Annotated in this window: 22 protein-coding genes; 20 read left to right on the top strand and 2 right to left on the bottom strand. The window is 39.8% G+C overall.

The features are described from left to right. Positions 1 to 21: 21 nt before the first annotated feature. Positions 22 to 273: a hypothetical protein gene (locus IGK63_RS08185; protein ID WP_015509648.1), complete on the top strand. Its 252-nt coding sequence runs from the start codon at positions 22 to 24 to the stop codon at positions 271 to 273. Positions 274 to 365: 92 nt separating this feature from the next. Here the strand turns inward: IGK63_RS08185 and IGK63_RS08180 are convergent, their stop codons facing one another. Next, positions 366 to 878 (bottom strand): GNAT family N-acetyltransferase, encoded by a 513-nt coding sequence (locus IGK63_RS08180; protein WP_016611821.1) that lies wholly within the window; start codon positions 876 to 878, stop codon positions 366 to 368. A 345-nt stretch (positions 879 to 1,223) separates the two neighbouring features. Here IGK63_RS08180 and IGK63_RS08175 point away from each other — a divergent pair, with 345 nt between their 5' ends. The 11 genes from IGK63_RS08175 to IGK63_RS08125 all read left to right on the top strand — a co-directional run bounded on the left by IGK63_RS08175 (position 1,224) and on the right by IGK63_RS08125 (position 12,508). Further along, a complete protein-coding gene (locus IGK63_RS08175) occupies positions 1,224 to 1,931 on the top strand; it encodes a flavodoxin (protein WP_176256997.1) in 708 nt (235 codons plus the stop codon). Positions 1,932 to 2,218: 287 nt separating this feature from the next. Then, positions 2,219 to 2,980: a GntR family transcriptional regulator gene (locus IGK63_RS08170; protein ID WP_016611818.1), complete on the top strand. Its 762-nt coding sequence runs from the start codon at positions 2,219 to 2,221 to the stop codon at positions 2,978 to 2,980. Positions 2,981 to 3,136: 156 nt separating this feature from the next. Then, positions 3,137 to 4,324 (top strand): glycoside hydrolase family 88 protein, encoded by a 1,188-nt coding sequence (locus IGK63_RS08165; protein WP_086332397.1) that lies wholly within the window; start codon positions 3,137 to 3,139, stop codon positions 4,322 to 4,324. Positions 4,325 to 4,346: 22 nt separating this feature from the next. Beyond that, complete coding sequence (locus tag IGK63_RS08160) at positions 4,347 to 4,844, top strand: PTS system mannose/fructose/N-acetylgalactosamine-transporter subunit IIB (RefSeq protein ID WP_086372990.1); 498 nt, start codon at positions 4,347 to 4,349, stop codon at positions 4,842 to 4,844. Between the two features lie 11 nt (positions 4,845 to 4,855). Next, entirely contained in the window at positions 4,856 to 5,650 is a 795-nt protein-coding gene (locus tag IGK63_RS08155) for a PTS mannose/fructose/sorbose/N-acetylgalactosamine transporter subunit IIC (protein WP_016611815.1), read from the top strand. Next, positions 5,640 to 6,452, top strand: a complete 813-nt coding sequence (locus tag IGK63_RS08150) for a PTS system mannose/fructose/sorbose family transporter subunit IID (RefSeq protein ID WP_016611814.1) — start codon at positions 5,640 to 5,642, stop codon at positions 6,450 to 6,452. The genes IGK63_RS08155 and IGK63_RS08150 overlap by 11 nt, the downstream gene beginning before the upstream one ends. Before the next feature lie 127 nt (positions 6,453 to 6,579). Next, positions 6,580 to 9,897, top strand: coding sequence for a polysaccharide lyase family 8 super-sandwich domain-containing protein (locus tag IGK63_RS08145; RefSeq protein WP_429972473.1), 3,318 nt, complete (start codon positions 6,580 to 6,582; stop codon positions 9,895 to 9,897). Between the two features lie 265 nt (positions 9,898 to 10,162). After that, on the top strand, positions 10,163 to 11,044 hold the full coding sequence (locus IGK63_RS08140; RefSeq protein ID WP_034872660.1) for a LysR family transcriptional regulator: 882 nt from the start codon (positions 10,163 to 10,165) through the stop codon (positions 11,042 to 11,044). Positions 11,045 to 11,208: 164 nt separating this feature from the next. After that, positions 11,209 to 11,775, top strand: a complete 567-nt coding sequence (locus tag IGK63_RS08135; RefSeq protein WP_016611811.1) for a flavodoxin — start codon at positions 11,209 to 11,211, stop codon at positions 11,773 to 11,775. Continuing rightward, positions 11,744 to 12,088, top strand: a complete 345-nt coding sequence (locus IGK63_RS08130) for a carboxymuconolactone decarboxylase family protein (RefSeq protein WP_016611809.1) — start codon at positions 11,744 to 11,746, stop codon at positions 12,086 to 12,088. Before IGK63_RS08135 ends, IGK63_RS08130 begins: the two co-directional genes overlap by 32 nt. Beyond that, complete coding sequence (locus tag IGK63_RS08125; RefSeq protein WP_008379994.1) at positions 12,089 to 12,508, top strand: cupin domain-containing protein; 420 nt, start codon at positions 12,089 to 12,091, stop codon at positions 12,506 to 12,508. Positions 12,509 to 12,717: 209 nt separating this feature from the next. Here IGK63_RS08125 and IGK63_RS08120 read toward each other — a convergent pair whose 3' ends face one another. Beyond that, positions 12,718 to 13,572: a LysR family transcriptional regulator gene (locus tag IGK63_RS08120; protein ID WP_034872658.1), complete on the bottom strand. Its 855-nt coding sequence runs from the start codon at positions 13,570 to 13,572 to the stop codon at positions 12,718 to 12,720. Between the two features lie 117 nt (positions 13,573 to 13,689). On the opposite strand from IGK63_RS08120, the gene IGK63_RS08115 reads away from it, so the two are divergent. The 8 genes from IGK63_RS08115 (at position 13,690) to IGK63_RS08080 (ending at position 22,046) form a co-directional block, all read left to right on the top strand. After that, positions 13,690 to 14,604: an ACP S-malonyltransferase gene (locus tag IGK63_RS08115; protein ID WP_016611807.1), complete on the top strand. Its 915-nt coding sequence runs from the start codon at positions 13,690 to 13,692 to the stop codon at positions 14,602 to 14,604. 5 nt (positions 14,605 to 14,609) lie between these two features. Further along, a complete protein-coding gene (gene mdcA / locus IGK63_RS08110) occupies positions 14,610 to 16,256 on the top strand; it encodes a malonate decarboxylase subunit alpha (protein WP_008379988.1) in 1,647 nt (548 codons plus the stop codon). 25 nt (positions 16,257 to 16,281) lie between these two features. Next, a complete protein-coding gene (locus tag IGK63_RS08105; RefSeq protein WP_005226050.1) occupies positions 16,282 to 16,581 on the top strand; it encodes a malonate decarboxylase subunit delta in 300 nt (99 codons plus the stop codon). Continuing rightward, positions 16,571 to 18,253, top strand: a complete 1,683-nt coding sequence (gene mdcD / locus IGK63_RS08100) for a biotin-independent malonate decarboxylase subunit beta (protein ID WP_016611805.1) — start codon at positions 16,571 to 16,573, stop codon at positions 18,251 to 18,253. The genes IGK63_RS08105 and mdcD overlap by 11 nt, the downstream gene beginning before the upstream one ends. Before the next feature lie 3 nt (positions 18,254 to 18,256). Next, positions 18,257 to 18,850, top strand: coding sequence for a malonate decarboxylase holo-ACP synthase (locus IGK63_RS08095; protein ID WP_016611804.1), 594 nt, complete (start codon positions 18,257 to 18,259; stop codon positions 18,848 to 18,850). A gap of 24 nt (positions 18,851 to 18,874) precedes the next feature. Beyond that, positions 18,875 to 19,960: an acyltransferase family protein gene (locus tag IGK63_RS08090; protein WP_016611803.1), complete on the top strand. Its 1,086-nt coding sequence runs from the start codon at positions 18,875 to 18,877 to the stop codon at positions 19,958 to 19,960. 12 nt (positions 19,961 to 19,972) lie between these two features. Beyond that, positions 19,973 to 20,830 carry a triphosphoribosyl-dephospho-CoA synthase gene (locus IGK63_RS08085; RefSeq protein ID WP_016611802.1) on the top strand — a complete coding sequence of 286 codons (858 nt, stop codon included), beginning with the start codon at positions 19,973 to 19,975 and terminating at the stop codon, positions 20,828 to 20,830. A gap of 172 nt (positions 20,831 to 21,002) precedes the next feature. Further along, a complete protein-coding gene (locus IGK63_RS08080) occupies positions 21,003 to 22,046 on the top strand; it encodes an AI-2E family transporter (protein WP_008379977.1) in 1,044 nt (347 codons plus the stop codon). Positions 22,047 to 22,049: the final 3 nt, after the last annotated feature.

Raw genomic sequence — 22,049 nt, 5'->3', positions numbered from 1 at the left:
AATACTTAAGGAGTGATATCTATGACAAACTATGAAGAAAAGGAAGCAAAAGCATTGGTAAAGATTGCCGAGGTTCTTGATAAGTTAGATGAGAATTTAGCTGAATTAGACACACTAGATGCTGACGCAAAAAAACATAGTATGAAGAAATGGATCGTTGAGAAAAAAGCGATTCACGAAATCAAAAAGATCGCACACGAAGCCGGTAAGTATGAAAAGTACGATGAAAAAGCACTACAAAAAGAAATTGATGAAGTTGAGAAGTATATGTAATTGAAGATAATATTAATAAGCCCATGATCTTATGAGTATGGGCTTATTTGTGTTAGTGTTTTTGATGGTGGTTATCTAGTATGCAGTTTTTATTAGAATTCATTAGGCGTATCGTCCAACTCTAGCACCATATTATACCAAGCAACACCCGCATGTTGTGATTCTGACAGTCCTTCTAGTTGATAGCCGTGCTTTTTGTAATATGGAATCAATGATTCTAAACAAGTTAATGTGATTCCTTTTCTATTTTGAAGACGACATTGTTGTTCAAGAACTGACAGTAGTTTACTACCAATCTGGCAGTTTCTATAACCAGGAGCGACAGTCAAGCTAAGAATACTTTGGTAGCCACCAAAAGGCTGATTAGGACGAGTACTTTCAAAAAGATCGTCAGAGAGATAACGTTTAGAAATAATGGGCCCAACAACGTAGCCGATCGGACAATCCGTCTCATTTATAGCAACAATAAAACTGTCACTTAGTATACGTATTCGATCCATCATCGCTGTTTTGGATGCTGCTTCATCCGCTGTAAATCCTGCATTTTCAATCTGCATGATTTGATCAATATCATCTTCTTTTGGTGGTCTGAAAAAAACGTTCATTCAATCACTCCTATACTATTTAGGAATAGTTTATCATATAATGATCCTTTTAAAATCCGTCTTACGCGCTTCTATTTTATTTTTGCTTGTCTAACGTTTTTTACCATAAATGCATTGACTTTTTCGCCACATATTTGAGGAAAATCGGAAGATAAATGGAAAAGTCGTCAACAAATTATTGTTTATGTCTTTTTGAGTGCTTTTGCAGGAATGACTTTTTGTGAGGGAGTTGTGAGAAAGGTGTAAAAATTAAGACAAATTTTATCTGAGTGTCTTGCCTTAAAGTCCACTTCAAGAAATATACTGAAACTACCATTACTTATGGAAGATGAAAGGAGCAATACGATGAGAAAATGGACAAAAGGACTTTATCTGGCTATGATCTTTCTTGCAGGATGCAGCAGTGATCCAACGAATGAAGAATTAGACACTAATTCAGGTGAAACAAGCAATCGTGACTTAGTAGCACAAGAAAATGAAGAAATCTCTTTGATTGATAGCACGGATGACATTTTAATTGCCTACTTTACACGACCTGAAAACTTGGAGCAAGAGCCCGCAGTCGAAGCAGTTTCTGGAAGTAGTTTTAATGTGATCGATAACACTTTAATAGGAGATGTCCAAGTCATAGCAGAGATGATCGCTGAACAGACAGGAGGTGAGTTATTTTCGATTCAAACAGAAGTAGGTTACCCTAACGTTTACGATGAACATACAGCTTTTGCTACTAGAGAGGTGGAAGAAGATGCTCGACCAATGTTGATGGCTGACGTTGCACAGATGTCTGATTTTGATGTTATTTTTATCGGCTTTCCTGTTTGGTGGAACCGTGCACCGCGAGCTGTTTTAACATTTCTTGAAGCCTATGATCTTGCTGATAAACAAATCATTCCCTTTGCAACCCACGGTGGAAGTGGATTGACCAATAGTCGAAACGAACTTCGAACATTGTATCCAGATTACCAGTTTCTCGAAGGGTTTGCAGCTAGAGCGGGAAGTGTTGAAGATGCTGAACCAGAAGTATTAGAGTGGCTAAATCATTTGGGATTATAGAAAAAGCATCAATAAAGAATAAAAGAATATCTTTAATTATAGAGGGAGCCTTGTTAAAGGCTTCTTCTTTGTTTTATTTTTCTATGAGACTGTTAGACGTCTATTTGAGATATATGATATGATTAATCTAATGATTTAGCGTAAAAGCAAAGAATCTTATTTTCAGCTATAATACTCGTCGATTCAATAAAAATTTTTAATCAATTGCTGTCTTAATTTAGGTAAATTAAATATTATTCCATTTAGCTAAAATTGCGTACATAAAGATTGTTTTAGGGGGACTAAAAGTGGCTGTATTAAAATATGAAAAAATCAAACAAGATATTCTTCGAGATATTGAAGCTGGTAAATTTAAACCGGGGGACCGTATCTATTCAGAGGGAGACTTGAAAGCAAAATATGGGGTAAGTAATACAACCGTCATCAAAGTGATGAATGATCTGGTTGCACAAGGTTATCTCATTCGGAGACAAGGCGAAGGAACATTTGTACGAAAAAACATTCTAAATAAACGTGTTTTCTTTAGTGAAAATACACGCCCCTTGACTAATGATAAAAAAGAACCAATATCTGAAAAGACTGTCGTGGAAGCGGTAGATCTCATTCAACAAATAACGAATTCAGATATAGCAAAGATTTTACATGCTCCTTCGTTTGAAGAGACAAAAGTACCGTTTTTAAAACTAAGTCAAGTTGCATTTATTAATAATAAGCCGTGGAAACTTCAATTTAGATATGCACATATCAGTGGACCGACAGATATTCCAATCGCTCAGCTGAAAAAGGGGCTGTCATTTACTAAAGTACTAGAAGATTTAAACCAAATACCAGAATCAGAGAAAATGACAATCTCTGTATCTGACTTTGAATCGATCATAGATAGTTTATCAGAGAAAGATCAGAAAATAATGAAAAGCTATTTTAAGAATAATCGACCAGCAGCTTTGTTTGTGAGGAATCGAATTGTTTATGATCGTTTTGAAAATGCTATTGAATATGACCAGGCATTTATTCATCCTGATTACTATAGTATTGATATTATTAATTAGTTAACATCTATATTTCAAAAGCATATAGCTGCGTTATATGCTTTTTTTATTCCATTAAAATAAATAATCTTGAAAACGCTTGCGTAGCAAACGAGAATATTATATACTGCAATCAGATAACACGTTAACGCTATAAGTTGTGAATGGAGGAAAAACATGCTTTTGAAAAGAATTGAACCTTTAAAGGAGAATTATCAAAAACTAGAAGTATCAGAATTAAGTACGAAAGAAATTGATCAAGCGATTAACGAGTGTTTACAAAAAATTGATCAAAATATGGCTATATTTGGAGAGAAATTTCCTGCACCTGCCACTAAAAACCAAAATTACCAAGTTATTGATAACACAGAATGGACGACGGCTTTTTGGACAGGCATTTTATGGATTGCATATGATATTACCAAGGAAAATAAGTATAAGGATTTAGCAGAAAAGCATATAGAAAGCTTTTCCAGAAGATTGTCTCAAAATATAGAAATCAATCATCATGATCTAGGTTTCCTTTATACTCTTTCGTGTGTCAGTTGTTACAAAATCACAGGCAATTCCCAAGCTAGAGAACTTTCCATTAGCGCAGCTGACAAACTCGTTGAGCGATTTCAAAATAAAGGGAAATTTATACAAGCTTGGGGAGATTTGGATGACTCTAATGAATATCGTTTAATTGTTGACTGTCTCTTAAATCTACCATTATTGCATTGGTCATATGAGGAGACAGGTGACGATATCTATAAAGCTGTGGCAGAGAAACATTATAAGACCACCATTAAATATGCGATTCGAGAAAATGCTTCAGCATTCCATACTTATTATTTCGATCCCACAACAGGTCAGCCCCTATATGGTAAAACGAAGCAAGGATTTTCTGACGACTCCAGTTGGGCACGCGGTCAAAGCTGGTTGATTTATGGAATAGCATTAAATCAGCATTATTGTAGAAAGGAGGAAGATATAAAGCTTTATGAAGCTGTAACGAATTACTTTTTAAATCGTTTGCCTAGTGATTTAATCTGTTTTTGGGATTTGATTTTTGAAGAGGGATCTGACCAACCTCGGGATACTTCTGCTAGTGCAATAACCCTTTGTGGTATGAATGAAATGGAAAAATATCTAGCGGACAACCATCCTATGAAAGAAATGTATCACAATATCCAACAAGTTATGCTAAGAAATTTAATAAACCGTTACACAGAAAAAAAGGGCACAGGGGCTGTAGCGCTCATCAATGAAGGGGTCTATTCCTGGCATTCCGGAAAGGGTGTGAATGAAGGGAATATCTGGGGAGATTACTTCTATATGGAAGCACTGGTAAGACATAAAAAAAACTGGCAATTATTTTGGTAAAAAGACTAAAGGAGGGAATCAAATGGCACAACCAAATATTAAAATGACACGAATTGATGAACGCTTGATACATGGTCAAGGTCAAATGTGGATCAAATCATTGGGTGTCAACTTATGTATCGTAGCTAACGATCAAGCCGCAAATGATCCATTTCAACAACAATTGATGAAAGCGGTGGCACAAAATGTGAGCATGCGCTTTTTCACGATTCAACAAACATGCGAAATCATTCATAAAGCCTCGCCTAAGCAAATGATTTTTATCGTTGTGGCTAATCCGCAGGATGCATTAGTACTTGTCAAAGGTGGTGTACCGATTAAGCAAATCAATGTGGGGAACATTCACAATGCAGTAGGAAAAACGAAAATATCCAACTATATTTTTATCGGTGAAGAAGATAAAAGAGCGTTAAAAGAATTAAAGAATACATTCCACATCAAGTTTGATACTCGTACCTCACCGATGGCTCCAGACGTTGATTCATTGAAACAACTCATGTCTCATCTTGAAAAAGAATAGGAGATAATAAAATGAATATATCAATTATGCAAGCTTTTTTACTGGCACTTATGGCAGGCGTTTGTTATTCGGGTCTATTGCTAGGCATTTTTACAAATCGTTGCATTGTCCTTTCCTTTTTTGTAGGGTTGATTCTTGGTGATGTTCAGACTGGATTAATGATGGGTGCCATTGGTGAACTTGCTTTTATGGGATTTGGCGTTGGCGCTGGGGGAACGGTTCCGCCTAATCCTTTAGGTCCAGGAGTGGTGGGGACCATAATGGCGATAACTTTAAAAGATCAAGGGGTCACACCTGAAAGTGCCTTGGCATTATCTTATCCATTTGCAGTATTATTTCAAATTTGCCAGACACTCATTTATACAGTATGTGCTGGTTCATCCGAAGCTGCAAGAGTTGCGGTAGAAAATGGCCGTTTCAAACGCTTTAAATGGTTTGCACATACAACTTTCATTAGTTTTTTCTTTGTGGGATTCTTTATTGCATTACTTTCTGCTTTAAGTATGGAGCCTCTTAGAAAATTTGTCGAAATGATTCCGAATGAATTGGTTCAAGCACTGACTGTTGCTGGAGGCTTACTACCCGCAATCGGTTTTGCGATGATTCTATCGGTCATGGTTTCCAAAGACGTTATTCCTTACGTGATCTTAGGCTACATTTGTATTGCGTATTTAGATTTACCTGTTATGGCGATTGCATTAGTAGGAGCAGTATTTGCAATGATCGATTACTATAATCAAGAAAAAAGACAAGAACTTTCAATGACTTTCGCTCAACAAGGAGGAATCGAAGAAGATGGAATCTAAAGAACAAAAACTAACGAAAAACGATTATTTTATAGCAACTATGCGCTCATATTTCCTCCAAAATGGCTTCAACTATAACACGTATCAAGGAACGGGTTATGCAAATATTATTTTTCCGGGATTAAAAAAGATCTACAAAGATGATCAGGAAGCATTGAAAAAAGCCACTATTGATAACTTGGAATTTTATAATGTCAATCCTCAAACAGTTCCCTTTGTTACTAGCTTACAATTAGCAATGCTTGATCACGGGGAAGATGTATCAAAAATTAGAAGTATAAAAATGGCATTAATGGGTCCATTGGCAGGAATTGGGGATGCAATATCTCAATTTGGTGTAGCACCGTTATTTTCAACGATTTTTGCTAGCATGGCGATTGCGGGTATTACTGCTAGTCCAATCATGTTTTTGGTTTGTATGATTGGCTTTAATCTGTTTCTTAAGTGTCTTTTAGGCTGGCTAGGTTATCGAATGGGCACAAGTGCGATTGAAATGCTCAGCCAAAAAATCAACCAAATCTCTCGGGCAGCGAATATTGTAGGAGTCACAGTTATCTCTGGTTTAGCGGTGAGCTTCGTAAAAGCTGAAATGGCGATCGAGTACGCAACAACAATTGATGGCGAACAACAAGTAGTAGCGCTCCAAACTGTTTTTGATCAAATTTTGCCTCGGCTCTTGCCTGGATTAGTTACGATTATGGTTTATTATCTAATTAAAAAGAAGAATTGGAATGTTTACAAGCTGCTCATTTTATTGTTTGTTTTGGGTATTTTAGGGTCGCTGTCAGGTATCCTTGGATGACTTTTCATGTAGTTATTAGACCATAGTTCTATCAATTTAATAGTTATTCGGTTTTTATTCAACTCAATGACAGTTTCTTTATGTATATGATGACAAGAAGCCTCCGCCTAATGCAGAAAGGAAAAATATGAAAATACTTGCTTTATTTCTGTTTCTGATCCATTTGCTTATACTACCAATCAATGTTCACAGCACAACGATTGAACATAATTTATTATTGAACGGGGACTTTTCACAACAATCTGAGAATACGAATGGGTGGCATGATTCAATTGGAGCAGATCACTGGCGCCTTTGGTTCCCTTCAGATATCCGTCCAAAAGTGAGAGTAACAGAAGAAAACAGCATTGAAATTTCTTCCAATCAAGTCAGTCGTGCAGCAGTTTTTCAAGAAGGTATACCTGTTCGTCCAAATACAGAATATCGCGCAATTGTCGAGGTGAAAGCAACAGATATTTCTAATGCACTTGGTGGAAGAATAAGGGTTCAGTACATGGAAAATGGAACTCAGATATCTCTTTACTCTAGTGAAGCTGTTTCAGGAACTTCGGGATGGGAAAGCCTTGCAGTTACTTTTACGACTGGATCAGATACGGAACAAGTAAAATTGGAGCTTTTTTTTGATAATACCTCGGGATTAATTGAATACAGAAATGCACGTTTGTATGATCGCATATATGAAGAAATTCAAGAGATTATCATTTCTCAAGAAGAGCTGCATTTGCAAATTGGTGAACGCCAGTTAATCGAGCTGGAAACTTACCCCGAAGATTTCCCTCGGAAAAACCTATCTTTTTCTTCAAGTGATCCAAAGGTAGCTCAAGTAAATGAGCGGGGGTATGTTACTGGTGTAGCATCAGGGACCAGTGAGATCATTATTAGCGATAAAAATGAGACTATTCAAGTAAGTATCCCCATTTTTGTTACAAAAGATAGACATGATAATGTACATCTTACATTAGATCAAATGCATATCATACCTCTCTTCCAACCACTTGAAGAATTAGACGTTTTTGTGGAAAACCAAGATTTATTAGAGGTCTTTGATGGGATTATTCTGCCTAAAAGAGAGGGAACAACACGAATAAAAATAACCAATACAAGTGGTGAGCTGATCGTTCTCGTTGATGTATCTATTGATAAAGGTGACCACAACAAATTTGATGACATGAGAACAAAGTGGCACGAAATGATTCTGGGAGCTAACTATTTTAATTCTGATGATTCGTTAATGATTGATAAGCAAAGATCAATGGATAGAACAGCCAACCTATTATGGGAAACATTGAATAAAGATGAAGATAAGGAAGCTTTGTGGGAAGAACAATCTGAATTGACAGCATCAGCTAATTTAACAACTAGTTTTAGAAATTTAACGACTTTAGCTCTGTCAGCAACCAATCCTTGTTCAGAATATTTTCTCAACAGAAATTTATTAGAGGATGTCTTTTCGGGATTAGAATGGATGTACATTTATAAGTATAATCTCTCTGTCCAAACGTATGGAAACTGGTGGGATTGGGAAATTGGCGTTCCGCGAGCAATTAATGACTTAGTTACCACTTTACATCCTTTTTTATCACAAGAACAAATTGGCGATTTTTTAAGACCGATTGAACGTTTTTTGCCAGATGTCAATTATAATAGATATAGTGTAAATCCAGAACTTGCACTTGAAGCAACTGGAGCTAATCAAGTGGATAATACCCGAATAATACTAATTAAAAGCATCTTGGAAGAAAATGATTCTGGTGTTAGTGAAGCGATAAGCGCATTAGAAAAAGTTTATCCTTTTGTAACCGAGGGTGATGGCTTTTATACTGATGGTTCGTTTTTACAACATGACAACGTTCCTTATATTGGTTCATATGGAAATGTTCTTCTTGATGGTATCTCACAGATATTCACAATGACTCAGTCAACAGACTATTTTCCAGCTGATAGTATAGTTAAAGTGATAGATTTCTGGATTCAAGAATCAATCGTCTCGTTCATGTATAAAGGAAATATGATGGATATGGTCAGAGGAAGAGCTATCTCAAGGAGCCAAATGGAGAGCAATGTTGCTGGAGCTGAAATGACAAAAGCGATGATTCGTTTTGCGAGTATTCCAGAACTATCGAACAGCGAAAGATATTTTCATTTTGCTAAGCATTGGATAGAAGCAAATAGTGCGAATTTTGACTACTTAAATAGTTTATCAAGCTTTAGAGATATTGCACTAGCAAAAACAATATTATCTAATCCTGATATAGCCTCCGATAGTCCTTACACAACAAAACTTACAAATTTTGCGAATATGGATCGAATGACCTATTTTAATAAAGATTTTGATTTTAGTTTTGGGTTAAGTATGTCCTCTAGTAGAATCAAACGATACGAAACAATGAATAATGAAAACCTTCAAGGATGGCATACGGGCGATGGAATGCTTTATCTATATAATGATGATCTAAATCAATTTAATAAAGACTTTTGGGCGACAGTTGATCCCTATAGATTGCCAGGTATTACTGTGGATAAGCAAATTCGACTTGATCAAAGCGGTTATAGTGTAGCGGAAACAGACTTCGTGGGAGGTTCCACCGTTGATGATCGTTATGGTAGTTTTGTCATGGATTTTATCAATTATGAAAGAACGTTGACAGCTCAAAAGTCATGGTTCATCCTTGGTGACGAGCTTGTTGCTATTGGAAGTAATATAAACTTTCAAAATGACCGTATCATTGAAACAGTTATAGAGAACCGAAAGCTAAATGAGACGATTGATTACAGATTATTTGTGAATAATGAACAGATTGATTTATCAAATGGACAACAAAGCTTTTCTAATGTTGAAAGTGTTTATTTGGAGGCTTCTGATCCGCAACAATCTATCGGATATAAATTTATCAACCCTCAAGATTTAACTTTGATGATTGAAGAACGTACAGATAGTTGGAATCGGATCAATGGATCAGGGAGCATTGACCCGATTACGAGAAGCTACTTTACAATGTGGAAAACGCATATCCATCAAGAAGATGAGTACAACTATGCTATCTATCCTAATAGGGACAGAACTGAATTCGAAAAAATTGAACCCGCTAAAATATTGCGCAATGATAAAAACATTCATGCAGTACAGTCAAATAATGTAATTGGTATTAATGTCTATAATGAAACCGAAGTCGAAATCCTTGATATGAAATTTCAAACCCCAATGGCACTTACACGAGTGGACAGCGATGAAACGATTATACTTTCACATTCAGATCCTACAATGAAGCGTGCTCAAAAGGATTTGATTCATCTAAAAGACGATGGTTATCGTATTAAAGAAGCAGATAGTAATATTTCAGCGAAAAAAATCACTTCTTTAGATGGTCTCGATTACTGGGAAATCGAAATTGATCCAACAGGTTCAAATGGTCAAAATAGCCAGATTCTATTTAACAAAAAGTAAAGAAAACCAAATAATAGCTTAACTTGATTGGCTATCATAATAGTGGGGCAAGTCTTTTTGTCCCTCTATTATTAATGTGCGAACAATTTTCTCATGTCATTCCATAAAACGATCTTCTTAAAATTCTACAGTCTTCTCCGCTTTTTTAGCATGATTCGCTGAATTAGCGATTCTTTGTTATTATTAAAAATGAATAGACCAAGAAGTAGGATGATTCTTTTCATTGCTAAGAGTCACAATGTTGCAAAAAAGAGGAGGCGATTTAGTGGAATTTCGTTTATTAAAATATTTCTTCACGATTGCAGAGGAAGGGACAATTTCTCAAGCTGCAGAAGTGCTCCACATCACCCAACCGACATTGAGCCGCCAATTAAAAGAATTAGAAGATGAATTAGGGACGGCTCTTTTCATTCGTGATAATCGTACAATGCTCTTAACCGAAGCAGGTCGTTTTTTAAAAAGCCGTGCCGAGGAGATATTGAGTCTAACGGATCAAACCATGCAAGAGTTTGAAGATCGTAAGAGACAGTTGTTTAGTGGTCATTTCACAATTGGCTGTGTGGAAGCAGATAATTCCGACACGCTTTCCTTAATGTTGGAAGAATTTATCAGTGACTATCCAGATGTCCGCTTTCATATTCACAGCGGCACAGGAGATGATATCAACGAGCGTTTGGAGAAAGGCTTATTGGATTTGGCGATTTTGATCGAACCCATCAAAATCGAGAAATACGAAAAAGTCGTTCTACCAAGAAAAGAAACTTGGGGCATGCTGACATCAGCTGATTCTTTTCTCGCCCATAAAGAGGAGATCACACCAGAAGATATTAAAGGGGTGCCTTTGCTAGTGTCAAGGCGTCCGGAAGTGCAGCAAATGTTTAGTCAATGGTCAAAAATACCAATAGAAGAATTACCGATCGTTGGAACATATAACTTGATTTTCAATGTCTTTTCCTTAGTAGAAAACCATGTTGGTTCGGCGTTGACCATCAGCGGAGCAGTCGGAGAACGGAGGGATGAAACGATCAAATTTTTGCCTTTAGTCCCTCAAATCGAAACCAGCTGTGTCTTGGTGTGGAAAAGAAATCGTGTAATGTCGCCGGTTGTGACGGCGTTCATTGCCCGCTTTCGTGACGCTTTTGAATAATTGCATCCTAAAAGCCAAAAGAAGTGGAGTGATCCGCTTCTTTTGGCTTCCACCTCTCCCTATGCTTCGTAAGCATAGGGACTTTTTATAGAAAGCATTATTCAACGGCTCCGCTTTGCCTTACTATTAAATATACCAAGAAGAGAAACCAAGGAGGTGACAAAATGCCGGCAATACTTGTGTATTCACGAGCAGGGGAGAATCTTATTGAAGGGCAGCGAAAAAAGCTGATAGTGGGAAATACGCGGGTTCTAGCAGAGAAAATAGCAGAGAAATTACAATGCCCGCTTTATTCTCTTGAACCGACTTATCCTTACCCTGAAAGCTATCAAGCAATGGTCGAGCTAGCAAAAAAAGAAAAGGCGGCTAATGATTTCCCTTTCTATCAAGAGATATCGGCAGCGTTTTTTAAAGAACGGGTCTTGTTTATCGGTTTTCCCAATTGGTGGGGCACATACCCGATGATCCTAGCGAGTTTTTTAAAAGATCACCGATTGGAAGGGAAGATTATTTTTCCGTTTTGTACTCATGAAGGCTCAGGATTCGGCAATAGCATTGAAGACTTTAAAAAGACTTGTCCTGATGCAGTTGTTTATCCTGGATTAGCTGTTCGTGGTTCAAGAATAGAGAAAGCGGATACAGCTATTCGAAATTGGTTAAATCAGCATTTCATTAAAATAGATGAAGGAGTCGATCGATATGGTCAAGAAACAAACAGCAGGAAGAGATAACTTAGGCAACTTTGCGCCGAAATTTGCGCAACTGAATGATGATGTGTTATTTGGTGAAGTTTGGTCACGTGAGGCAGAATTGGCTCCTCATACGAGAAGTTTATTGACGATATCTGCCTTGATTTCCGGTGGCAATTTTGAACAGTTGACTGCCCATTTAACGATTGGCAAGGAAAACGGGATCACTGTAGAGGAAATTGCAGAAGTAATCACTCATCTGGCTTTCTATGTTGGCTGGCCCAAAGCTTGGTCTGCTTTTAACATCGCCAAAACGGTTTATCAAGAAGAGCTAGCTGAATTGGAGGAAAAATAAATGTCAAAAGCTGATGCAGCAAAAGAAGCAGGAATCTTTTTATTGGGCAACACAAATGATGCCTATGCGCAATATTTTAGCGGTCAGAGTTACTTGAATCCTTTAGTAGCTGATTCAGCGATTCCAGTCAACGTTGGCAATGTGACCTTTGAACCGGGTTGTCGCAACAATTGGCATCGGCATATCGATGGTGGGTATCAATTGTTGTTGGTGACTTCAGGAGAAGGCTGGTACCAAGAAGCAGGTAAGAAACCGCAAAAACTTACTGTTGGTGATGTCGTAGTCATCAAGGAAGGGGTCAAACATTGGCATGGTGCAGCAAAAAATAGTTGGTTTGCCCATGTAGCGATTACTGCTGGTGCTTCAGAATGGTTAGAAGCAGTCAGTGATGAAGAATACGATCAATTGCCTGACGCATAAGTGATGGTAAGGCAGCCGTACTTGAAGGCGTGTAACAAATCTTATGGGGTCTCACTTGACTGCAGCCAATACTGTGGCTAGTCAAAAGAGATTGAAGAGATCAATGTGAATGAATGTACGGTCGATTCGATGATTCAACCGGGGTAAATAGGAAACAAAAAGAAGTGTCCACTTGCACAATTAACGTGCGAGTGGACGCTTCTTTTTGTTTAACCAAGATAAAATTCAATCAAGGTTTTTGCAATCAATTTTGTCATGGGGTGACCTTTCGTAAAGCTTGATGCCAAATAGATCGTCCTTGATAAGGGGAAATCTGCTAGTTCACGTAAAACGAAAGGTGCCTCATCTTCATAACCCCAAGTAATTTTAGGAAAGAAGGTGATTCCTAGTCCTTGATTGATAAAGGAGCGCAGCGTCGCTGGATCGTCCGTCGTTGAGCCGATAGTCAAACTGATTTTTTTGGCTTCAAAAGCTTCGTCAATGGTTCTGCGCAGCGGGCTGTTTTCAACCAGCATCAGCAAAGGCACGTGTTGGATATCGGCAACTTGCAAGTCTTTTTTTTCTGCCAAGGGGTGCTTTTGGGGGATCGCCAGTAAGATGGGTTCCGTGAATATCGGCAGATTAGTCAAGCCGTTCTTTGGCTCTGAGGTAATGTAGAAGGCTTGTTCTTTGTTGGTCTCCTTACTGCCGTGCTGCTTGATCGAAAGTTGGATCTCAGGGTGCTTTTCAACGAATGTCGCCACCAGGTTAGGCAAGGAAACGGATGCGACTTCAGAGTAGATCGTCACTGCCGGGACCATTTCTCCATTTAAGGCTTGGATCGCACTCATTCCTTCGTCGAAACGTGCTAACGTCTCAACGACATAGGGATAAAATTCTTCAGCATACATCGTCAACTCGATATGCCGACCGGCATGATAGAACAAAGGAACGCCTAGTTCACTTTCTAAGTGTTTCATGGCACGGCTCAAGGCAGGTTGCGAGATGTATAATTCTTGTGCAGATTGGGTAATATTTTTCGATTCGGCTACTTTTTTAAAGTAGCGTAAATGATCAAGGTTCATCAGATACTCCTCTTTCCATACCTTTTGGTTATGGATATTCACGAAACTGGTATTTTTTATTATAACAAACTTCCGTTATTATGACACAGGAAAGAGAAATTGCTTAGGAGGTGTTTCATGAGTACAGGTTTCGTATACCCAGGACAAGGCAGTCAGACCAGCAAGATGCTTGAAGACGTACCTGCCAGTTATTTCCATCGGCTAGAACAGGCGACAGGCTTTGATTTACACCGTCTATCGGAGAATCTCGAACAAGATACCGTCTCTATTCAGTTGGCGCTTTTAGTAAAAGCGGCTTTTTACACGGACCAGATGAAAGCCTCTGGTGTGCAACCTCAGCTTGTGGCGGGGCATTCGATTGGCGCTTTTTCCGCTGCGTTAGCTTGTGAAAGCTTAAGTTTCGAAAATGCCGCTAGCTTGGTCTATCATCGGGCGACATTGATGAAAGAAGCCTATCCGACTGATTATGCCATGGGGGTACTTGTTGGTGTAACGAGAAGTGAAGCAGAAGCGCTCGTGGCAAAAACATTTGATCCTGCTGCTTCCGTCTATTTGTCAAATGAAAATTGCCCCATGCAGCATACGATCTCTGGTCATCTCAAAGGCTTGCGCAAGACGCTGGCTCAAGCGAAAGACTATCATGCGCAAACCGCCAAACTTTTAGCAGTGCCTGTGCCGTCCCATTGTGTGTTGATGACAGAACCCGTGAAACGGTTTGCGCCATTTATGAACACGGTATCCCTTGATGTGCCTATCTGTCCGTACCTCAAAAATACAGATGGGCGGATGACCATGAATCCTGAAGAGATCCGTCGTGATTTGCTGCAAAATATTGCTTTTCCGGTGCAGTGGAACAAGATCATGGATGTTGCCTACGAAGCAGGACTTGATTTGGCTCTTGAATTTCCTCCGGGCAATACCTTAACAAAACTGATCCAAGCAAAATTTGGTGAAAACAAAGCGATCCGTGTGATCAATTTGGATCAACATGGCATGGATGATGCTTTATTCCTATATCAAAAATGGAGATGAATACAATGGAAAAACCTGCAAGAAACTGGGCAAGTAAACGTGAAAAGAAAGCCCAAACCATGAAAAAAATCGAGCATCTTCTCGATGGAAAATATGTCCCAACGGAAGCAATCATTGAAGTCTTAGAACAGTTGATCCGTCCGGGAGACAAAGTGGTCCTTGAAGGCGACAATCAAAAACAAGCAAGCTTTCTATCAAAAAGCTTAGAACAAGTCGATGCTCAAAAAGTCAACAATTTGCATATGATCATGTCGAGTATCTCCCGTCCAGAACATTTGACGATATTTGAAAAAGGCATTGCAACGAAAATCGATTTTTCTTATGCAGGCGCACAAAGTACGCGCGTTGCCCAAATGATTGAAGACAAAACCATGAAATTAGGGGACATTCATACGTATTTGGAATTATATGGTCGCTTATTTATCGACTTGATTCCGAATGTGGTCCTTGTGGCGGCGGACAAAGCCGATCGCCAAGGAAATCTTTATACAGGTTACAATACGGAAGAAACGCCAACGATCGTCGAAGCAGCAGCCTTTAAAGATGGGATTGTGATCGTCCAAGTTAATGAAGTGGTCGATCGTTTGCCGCGGGTCGACATTCCCAGCGATTGGATCGATGTCGTCGTGGTAGCAGACCAACCGTATCAATTAGAAGCCCTCTTTACGAGAGATCCGCAAAACATTACGGAATTACAAATTTTGATGGCGATGATGGCATTAAAAGGAATCTATGCAGAACATGAAGTACAATCGTTGAATCATGGGATCGGTTTTAATACCGCTGCGATCGAGTTACTTTTACCAACCTATGGAGAAACGCTTGGAATCAAAGGAAAAGTAGCGAAAAACTGGGTCTTGAATCCTCATCCAACGATGATTCCAGCTATCGAATCTGGTTGGGTCGAAAGCATCCACAGTTTTGGTGGGGAAGTTGGTATGGAAAAATACATTGCCGCTCGTCCAGATGTATTCTTTGTCGGAAAAGACGGCTCGATGCGCAGCAATCGAGCATTATCCCAAACTGCAGGTCAATATGCCATCGATATGTTTATCGGTTCGACCTTACAACTGGATTATCAAGGAAATTCTTCTACAGTGACGAAAGGCCGCTTATCTGGATTTGGTGGTGCACCAAATATGGGGCATAATCCGGGGGGCCGTCGGCATTCGACTCCAGCTTGGCAATCCTTACGGGATGAAACAGATCCTTTAGCAAAAGGACAAAAATTAGTCGTTCAAATGGTTGAAACGTATGGTTCCAATAAAAAACCTGTTTTTGTAGAAACGTTAGATGCGTTGGCTGTCCAAAAGCAAGCTGGTTTAGCCAATGCCCCAATTATGATCTATAGCGAAGATACGACGCATATCGTGACAGAAGAAGGCATCGCTTATCTTTATAAAGCAAACTCAAAAGAGGAAAAACAAGCAGCAATCGCAGCCATCGGTGGTGTAACCCCACTAGGAATGACCAGCACAAAAGCTTCTCTGGATGCCTTGCGCAAAGCGGGAATCGTGAAATTACCAGAAGACTTAGGGATCAAACGCAGTGATGCCAAACGATCATTGCTAGCAGCTCAAACCGTTGATGATTTGATCGAATGGTCCGATGGGTTGTATGAACCGCCAATGAAATTCAGAACGTGGTCTTAATAAGAGCAAGAGGAGAGAAGAAGAGATGGAAAAATTAGCTTATACGTATCAAACAACGAAACCAGTCACCAAAAAAGTCCATGTTGGCGTGGTTGGTTCTGGTGACTTGGAAATTCTGCTTTTTCCAACGGACAAACAAGAAACCACCGTTTCAGTTTGTACAGGAAGTGATGGCTTTGGCGATGTGTGGCAAAATGTCTTGACACGTTTTTTTGAGCGCTATCCAATCAGTGCGCAAATAGTGATCAACGACTTTGGCGCCACTCCCGGTGTGGTTTACCTACGATTAACCCAAGCAATGGAGGAACTAGCAGATGAAGAATAGTTTTGTAGAATTAAATGCCCGAGAACGGGTGCACGCATTATTGGATGCCAAGAGCGGTCGTGAATTGATCGATCCATTCGACCAAATGATCGCACCCAATCTGGTGGCTCAAGACATCGTGCCACAAAGCGATGATGGGATCGTTGTTTGCCGTGGAACGATTTCTGGAGAAAACGTGGTCGTGATCGCTATGGAAGGAAAATTCCAAGGTGGCGGGATCGGTGAAGTTTCTGGTGCTAAAATCATCGCGGCATTGACTCATGTGTTGGAAGAAAACCAAAAGGGCAATCCGATCACACCGATCATCATCCTCGATACTGGTGGCGTACGCCTCCAAGAAGCGAATTACGGCTTATTGTCGATTGCAGAAATCGGCAATTTGATCGTTGCAATAAAATCGTATGTGCCAGTGATTGGCTTAGTGCCAGGTCGGGTGGGTTCTTTTGGCGGTATGTCGATTACCTCAGCACTTATGAGCTACTTGATAGCGACGAAGAAAGCCCGTATCGGTTTGAACGGTCCTGAAGTCATCGAACAAGAAGCTGGAGTGAGAGAATTTGATTCCAGTGATAAAGATTTGATTTGGAACACCATTGGCGCCAAACAACGTTTGGCAGCACAAATGATCGATGAACTAGTGACTGACAGTGTCGAATCGATCCAAGAAGCTGTGATTGCGGCGATGGTTAAAAAGAAAGACAGTCATCGCAGCGAAAAAAGTGGTTTTTATCTTTCTCTTTTAAACGAACTTGATCTATCAAAGCCGCTGACTATCGAGGCATACAATAAGGCTCTTGCAGCGCATAAAGCAACTGGAGTGGCACCTATTACTGTAACAGAAGGCAAAGAAGCTGCTGCTGACAGTATCGGTTATCACTGGTTTTCAGCATTGACGAATCTGCAATTCCCAACCTCAACTAGTGCAACTGTCTATGCAGCTGCATCTGACCTTTTTACTGAAGAAGTCGTTGTTACAGCGATCGTGCCAAACCCAACTAATCCGATGTATCGGGTACGCAAGGGAGAAGTTGGTTTAGTCGAAGGGTATGAGATGGGCCACCTGTTAGAAACTGTTTATCAAGAAGACAAAGAGAAAGCAGTCAAACGACCAATCATTGCGGTCATCGATGTCCCTAGCCAAGCGTATGGCTACAATGAAGAATTGATTGGTATTCATGCAGCTTTAGCAAACAGTGCGGCAGCTTATGCCAAACTACGCCAAGCGGGTCATCCAGTGATCGGTTTTATCGCTGGTAATGCGATCTCTGGGGCTTTCTTAGCGCATGGCTTGCAATCAAGTCGTCTGATCGCACTAAATAGTGAAAAAATCACTGTTCAGGCAATGTCAAAAGAAAGTGCAAGTCGGGTCACCAAACGGTCGATTGCCGCGATTGAAGCCGCTGCGGAAAAAGTACCAAGTATTGCTTATGATATCAAAAATTATACGAAACTTGGGGCAATCTTCACTTTCTTATCCTCCATTACGGATCAGTCTGTCACCTCTGAAAGCAAAGCGACTGTAATTGAAGCGATCAATGAGGCGATTGATGATGTGCGTAAAACGAATGACACGATGTTGACCAGTCGCTACACCAATCCGATCGCTAAAAAGAGCGGCCGGCTGGAAACGAATAACGTATTTGAAAAAATGAATGCAGAATGGAATGAGTAACGAATGAACCGTGCCCACGATATCGTTCAATTAGATAAAGAAGTTCTTGATATGATTGATATTCCGAAATGGTTTTCTGAAAAAGAACAGCTTTTTGCGACCGTCCGTCGTGGGAAACCCAGCAACCCTAGCTATTTACCCGTGGGGTTGCGCGGGGAAAAGCGGCAAGAACGGTTTGCCTTTGAGGCACCCTGTAACATGATCAAACGAACGATCCATCCTTGGGAATTGACCAGTCGTGAGAGCTTCCGATTCAATGAAGTAGCCAATTATCCAGTTTACCGCAGCTATCAAAAAGCACGGCTTTTATTGAAGTACTATTCTTGGGGAATTGGTGGCAGTTTGGGTTTTGAATTAGCTGCAAAACAGGCAGCAATCAAGCCGACAAGTGATTTAGATCTGTTGCTTTATGCCGACACGAAAGAAAAGCTGCCATTGGAACTATTGGAAAAGCAGGCAGCCTTTTTTCAACAGATCGATGTTCAAGTTATCACAAAACAAGGCGGGTTTGCCTTAAAGGAGTATTTGGAACATCCATCAAAAAAAATCTTAGTAAAAACAGACGAAGGGCCAAAACTCACCACTGAGATTTGGTAATTATTAGAAAAGTGAGCGAAAAACATGTTTGAGAACAACGATTTAAAAATCAACATCAGTGATTTCCAAAAAGTATTTGCCGTGACAGCAGTAATGATGCAAACGATTTTGACTTTTGCCTTATCCAATACCCAAGATGAAAAGACTGCAGCATTCATCGGTACCTTTTATGTCTTGGTGAAATTTACCGCACCCCTGTTTATTTTTGCTATTGTTTATAACATGGTTAAGACAAGTCAACATCTGTCTTATCTAGAATTTTTGAAAGAAAAGTTTTTTGAACTTGTCGTGCCATATGTGCTTTGGACGACGGCTTATTTATGGCTCTTTCCCGCTGTCCAACAAGGAAAACCTTATACTGATACAGCAACGTTTTTACTGAAATATGTGACGGGGGATGCGGCGCCACACTTGTGGTATACGATCATGATGCTGCAGATCCAATTGTTGATGCCGTTTTTTGTCTGGTTAGGTTACAAAGTGTTGACGAAGAAAAAAGCTGTTTGGCCAGTATTGATCGTCGCAACTGCTTTGTATGCCGCTTGGTATGTGTTTTATGATCGCCAAGTTTTTGAAGGACCGCATCATGAAAACTGGTATTTATTGGATCGGTTTGTCTTTAGCTTTGCGATCTATGGGATCTATGGCGAAGCCGCTTTGATTTATCACGAAACTGTCTATCGCTTCCTATACAAGATTCGCTATGCTTTCTTGCCAGTGGGTTTAGCATTGGGGCTATTATCTGCCAATCATCTGCTACATTATGCAGGTGATCTAAGTTTCGCTCATGCACCGTATTTAAATACATTGCAAAGCTTATATAGCTTAGTATTGATTTTTGCAGTCTTTATGTTTGGGTCAACTATGATCAAGAACAATGCCCCTCAGTTAGGGACATTTAAGTGGCTATCTACTTATGCGTATCGAACCTATCTTGCCAATGTTTTTGTCTTTCAAGTTTTGTTGCTATGCTTCAAAGATTTGTTGCTGCAACTGCCAATGGGCATCATGATCATCGTCGCTTATTTGGCAACTGCCAGCTGTGGTTTTTTAACAAGCTATGTTTTGCATGTTTTATGGGTAACGATCAAAGGTCAAATCAAAAAATAGAGGAGGAGTTGGATGTTTGCATTTGCTGTAGAAGAAAATTGTCGACGACTCGCCCAATTGGTAGAAGAAGCCTTGATTGCAGAAGTGACATTGTCCCCAAAACCTGGGTTAGTGGATGCCATTGATTCAGGTGCCCATCACGATATGGATCAAGCACTCTTTCTGCGATCAGCTCGAGCATTGACGCCATACTTTGAAGAAATGGCCTTGGTGTCTTGGGGAAGCAGCATGTCTCAAGAGTTGCGGGAAGCAATCGCTGCAATCGGTCGGAAGGCAGAACAGGCGATGTTGGCAGCCACTGGTGGCATCAACACTCATAAAGGAGCCATTTGGGCATTAGGCTTGCTCATCAGCGCCGTCAGTAGCCAACTTAGTCGCAAACAGCGGATTTTTTTGCCAGAAGTCTTTTCTGACATCCAGCTTCTCACTGCATTTCCTGATCATGCGCTGACTCAACAAACGGAAAGTCATGGCAAAACTGTTCAAGCCAAATATGGACATCTCGGTGCGTATGGGGAAGCTGCTGCTGGGTTCCCCCATGTTCAAATCGCTCTAGCGGATTATTTTTCTCGGGATTGTTCCAATGAGACTGAAAAAAGGCTCCACATGCTGTTGGCGATCATCGCTACACTGGACGATACGTGTATTTTATACCGCAGCAATCAAGAGGTACTGGCACTGGTTCAGCAACTCGCACAAAAAGCCAATCAGCAAGCGTTGCCGAACCCAGCATTTCATGCACTAGCAGCCTTCTGCCAGTCAGAAAATGTGTCTCCAGGCGGCAGTGCTGATCTGTTGGCTGCCAGCTTCTTTTTATTGTCCATCAACTCGGTTTTACCCGTAAACGAAGGAAAGACCGTTTACCAATAACTCTTTTCCTTAGAAGAAAGCCAACGATTCTTCTAAGGATTTTTTGTTTCATTTTTTCGCTCGATTAAGAAAAATAAAATCTCTTGCTATTTGCATAGTTTAATGATTAGATAATTCTTAGGCACTACTGAAATGCTTCGTTGCTCCATTGCAACGAATAAAGGAGTTACAGATGAAATACTATAATGCTTTTCTTCAAAATCTTGTGTTGCGGCGCTGGACGGTCCTGTTTATGCTTGCGGGCATTCTTTTTTTGTTTCGCAGTATGATGACCATTCTGTTGCTGACCTTTATCTTTACGTATCTGATTTATCGGCTGGTTCTTTTGCTCCATCGAAAAAGTCATCTGCCCATTAAGCTTACGAGCATCCTGACTTACAGCTTGATTGTTTTTATTCTTTATTTAGTAGCAACAAATTATGTACCAATCATCATCAAACAATCCGTCCAATTAGTCAATTCCGTTGCTGATTTCTACCAACGGACAGACTCCAACAATGAATTGATCGAATATGTCTTGAATTTATTGCAAACCAGTGAATATATTCAGAAATTACAAAGCGGCGTTCTAGTCGTGATCAATTATCTGTATAATTTCGGTGAGTTGGCATTGACGGTGCTGATCTCATTTCTGCTTAGTTTCTTCTTTATGATCGATAACAAAAAGACCGTTGCGTTTTCTCGGCTATTTTTGCAAGGGCGAGGGGCGTGGTTCTTTGAAGATGTTTACTATTTAGGAGCTAAGTTTACGCGTGCTTTCGGAAATGTGATTGAGACGCAGTTGGTGATCGCCTTAGTTAATACAGCAATCACTGTCTTCGCCTTAGCGGTGATGGGCTTTCCGCAGCTGTTGAGTTTGGCGTTGATGATTTTCTTTCTCAGCTTGATTCCTGTTGCTGGTGTGATCATCTCGTGTATTCCATTGACGTTTATTGCCTATTCTATCGGCGGATTTAATGACGTGATCTATATTCTTTTGATCATAGTATTTGTTCATGCGTTGGAATCCTATATCTTAAATCCCCGCTTGATGGCCAATAAAACAGAGATTCCGATGTTTTACACGTTTATTCTCCTGTATCTTAGCGAACATCTCTTTGGTTTGTGGGGCTTGATCATTGGGATCCCATTGTTTACTTTCTTTTTAGATTTAATGAATGTGAAAGAGATTCCGCGATTGCGTAAAAAAACCGATGACACCTTGCAGGACCAATAAAAT

It is taken from the genome of Enterococcus sp. AZ040 (assembly GCF_050499185.1).
GTDB classification, from domain to species: Bacteria; Bacillota; Bacilli; order Lactobacillales; family Enterococcaceae; genus Enterococcus_D; species Enterococcus_D entomosocium.
This window is presented reverse-complemented; position numbering and strand designations above follow the sequence as displayed.